This window comes from Mesorhizobium sp. M7A.F.Ca.US.006.04.2.1 (assembly GCF_004022915.1).
GTDB classification, from domain to species: Bacteria; Pseudomonadota; Alphaproteobacteria; order Rhizobiales; family Rhizobiaceae; genus Mesorhizobium; species Mesorhizobium ciceri.
The window spans coordinates 1-3,052 of the sequence record NZ_RZQA01000782.1; the positions used below are offsets into that span (position 1 = coordinate 1).

Annotated in this window: 3 protein-coding genes; all 3 read right to left on the bottom strand. The window is 65.6% G+C overall.

From position 1 onward, the window contains the following. A partial coding sequence (locus EN925_RS29920) for a sarcosine oxidase subunit alpha family protein (protein ID WP_128337137.1) occupies window positions 1-2,350 on the bottom strand: 2,350 nt, incomplete at its 3' end. Further along, window positions 2,347-2,643, bottom strand: a complete 297-nt coding sequence (locus EN925_RS29925; protein ID WP_013529658.1) for a sarcosine oxidase subunit delta — start codon at window positions 2,641-2,643, stop codon at window positions 2,347-2,349. The genes EN925_RS29925 and EN925_RS29920, both read right to left, overlap by 4 nt. 10 nt (window positions 2,644-2,653) lie before the next feature. After that, complete coding sequence (locus tag EN925_RS29930) at window positions 2,654-3,043, bottom strand: hypothetical protein (protein ID WP_245479346.1); 390 nt, start codon at window positions 3,041-3,043, stop codon at window positions 2,654-2,656. Window positions 3,044-3,052: the final 9 nt, after the last annotated feature.

The following is a 3,052-nucleotide window of genomic DNA, read 5'->3' on the forward strand; positions in this document are numbered from 1 at the left end:
TGTCGCTGCCTTCGACCAGCGACGCGATGATGTCGCGGGATTTTGGTCCCTGCACGGCGATGACAGCCCATTGTTCGGTGATCGAGGTCAGCCAGACATTGAGATGCGGGAACTCGGTCTGGAGATAGTCCTCCATGTGGTTCATGACACGCGGCGCGCCGCCGGTCGTCGTCGTCACATGGAAACGGTCGGGCGCCAGCCTGCCGACGACGCCGTCATCATAGATGAAACCGTCCTCGCGCAGCATGATGCCGTAGCGGCAGCGGCCGGGCTCCAGCTTCTCCCATGGGTTGGTGTAGAGCAACTCCATGAATTTCGCCGCGTCAGGACCGACCACTTCGATCTTGCCCAGCGTCGAGGCGTCGAACAGGCCTGCCGTCTTGCGCACGGCGACGCATTCGCGGTCGACAGCAGCATGCATGTCCTCGCCCGCCTTGGGGAAATACCAGGCGCGCTTCCACTGGCCGACATCCTCGAACACGGCCCCTTGCGCCTCGGCCCAGCGATGGATCGCCGTTTTGCGCGTCGGGTCGAACAGCGGCCCACGCGCATGGCTGACGATCGCGCCGAAGGTCACCGGCGTGTACGGCGCCCGGAACGTGGTCAGGCCGACTTCCGGGATTGGCTTGCCCAGCATCTCGGCGGCAATCGCCAGGCCGTGCATGTTGGAGGTCTTGCCCTGGTCGGTGGCCATGCCTTTGGTGGTGAAGCGCTTGACGTGCTCGATCGAGCGCATGCCTTCATGCACCGCCTGGCGGATATCCTTGGCGGTGACGTCGTTCTGGAAGTCGACGAACGCCTTGACCGTGGTGTCCGGCCCGGCGCCGGGGGCCGCGCCCAGCATGCCACGCGACCAGCTCTCCGAGGCGTCGACCTTCGGCTTGGTACCCTTGGCGGTTTTGGCGCCGGCATCCTTGGCCGCCTTGGCGCCCGCCGCATAGGCCTCGTCGATTGTTGCAGAAAGTCCATCGGTGCCGTTGCAGGCACCGACCGAGACGCAGTCCTGCGCATAGGTGCCCGGCACGAAGCGCTTGGTCTCGTCGTTGAAGGCGACCTTGCCGCGCGACTGCGAGAACAGATGCACCGACGGCGTCCAGCCGGCCGACATCAGGATCGCGTCGACTGGAATGGTGCGTTCGCCGCCGCCATTCTTCGGCTGCACCGTCATCGAGGAAACGCGCAGCTTGCCGCCGGCGCGGATCACCGCGCGGCCGAAATTGACCTCGATGCCGAGCGCCCTCGCCTCGTCGATCACCGGTCCGGTCGGATTGTCGCGCAGATCGACGATCGCCGCCACGTTGACGCCGGCCTTCTTCAGGTCGATCGCCGCCGCATAGGCAGAGTCATTGGCGGTGTAGACGCCGACATTCCTGCCGACCGCGACGCCATAGTGGTTGAGATAGGTGCGCGCCGCGCCCGCCAGCATGATGCCCGGCCGGTCGTTGTCGGCAAACACCATGTGGCGCTCGATGGCGCCCGAGGCCAGCACCACGCGCTTGGCCCTGACCTGCCACAGCCGCTCGCGCGCCAGATCGTGGCCGGGAGCCTTCAGATGATCGCTGACACGCTCGACCAGGCCGACGAAATTCTGCGCGTAATAACCGAACGCCGTCGTGCGCGGGAGCACGCGGACATTGTCCATCGCAGTGAGTTTCGCCACCGCAGCTTGCGCCCAGGCAAAACCGTCCTGGCCGTCGATTTTCGCGCCGCTCTCGAAACGCAGGCTGCCGCCGAACTCGGCCTGCTCGTCGGCGAGGATGACGCGCACGCCGGTCTCCGCCGCTGCCAATGCCGCAGCGATGCCCGCCGCACCGCCGCCCAGCACCAGCACGTCGCAATGCGCGTAGCGTGACGAATAATGGTCGGGATCGGGCTGGTCCGGGGAAACGCCAAGCCCGGCCGCGGCGCGGATCTTTGGCTCGTACAGGCTCTTCCATGCCGCCTTCGGCCACATGAAGGTCTTGTAGTAGAAGCCGGCCGAAAACATCGGCGACGCGATGTCGTTGACCGCACCGACGTCGAAGGACAGCGACGGCCAGCGGTTCTGCGACTGCGCCTCGAGCCCGTCATAAAGCTCCTGCACAGTCGCGCGCACGTTCGGCGTCTTGCGTGCCGCGTCGCGCCTGATTTCGACCAGCGCGTTCGGCTCCTCGGCGCCCGCCGACAGGATGCCGCGCGGACGGTGGTACTTGAACGAACGGCCGACCAGATGGACGCCATTGGCGAGCAGCGCCGAGGCCAGCGTGTCGCCCTCGATGCCGGCATAGGACTGGCCATCGAAGCTGAAACGCGCGGTCTTGGCTTGGCTGAAGCGGCCGGCGCCGGAAATGCGGTACGACGCGCCGCTCATTTGCCAACTCCTGGCAGCTTGGAGGGTTTGGGTTCGCCGGCCTTGTAGGTCATGACGAACCTGTCGGTGACGGTGTCGCGCACGGCGTTGAAGAAACGCGCGCAGCCATGCATGTGCCGCCACCGCTCATAGATGATGCCCTTGGGGTTGGAGCGGATGAAGAAGAACTTTTCGAAATCGTCGTCGCTCTCGCCGGCCATATTGGCCGAGCGCGCGATATGCGCCTCGCCGGCGTTGCGGAACTCGAGTTCCGGACGCTCTTCCTCGCAATAGGGGCAGCGGATGAGAAGCATTTGTTCGTTCCTACAATTCGCCGTGGCCGACGCGGGCGCCCGCCGGTTGATCGCAAAGCTTCTGTCCCAGGGTCGCGAACGGCGCGACGAGCCGGATGCGTTCCTCCACGCTTGCAGCGGGACGAAACAGATCGCGCGACGCCATGTTGCCGAGAGTGAGTTGCATCGGATCGGTGGTGACGATGACTTGACGCGGCTGGAATGTCTCGTCTTCGTCAAGCCCTTCGGGACGTCCCTCGAAGAACATCACCACCCGCTGGCCGCCGCTCCAGACGCAGGCCAGCGTGCCGTCGTCGACCGAAAACGGCCAGACGGTCTCGTTGCCGGTGCGGCTGATCGGTTGCGTGCGCACTTCGTCAGCCGACGGAAAATGGAACATGCCCCGTTCCCCCGCCAGCACGTGTTCCCC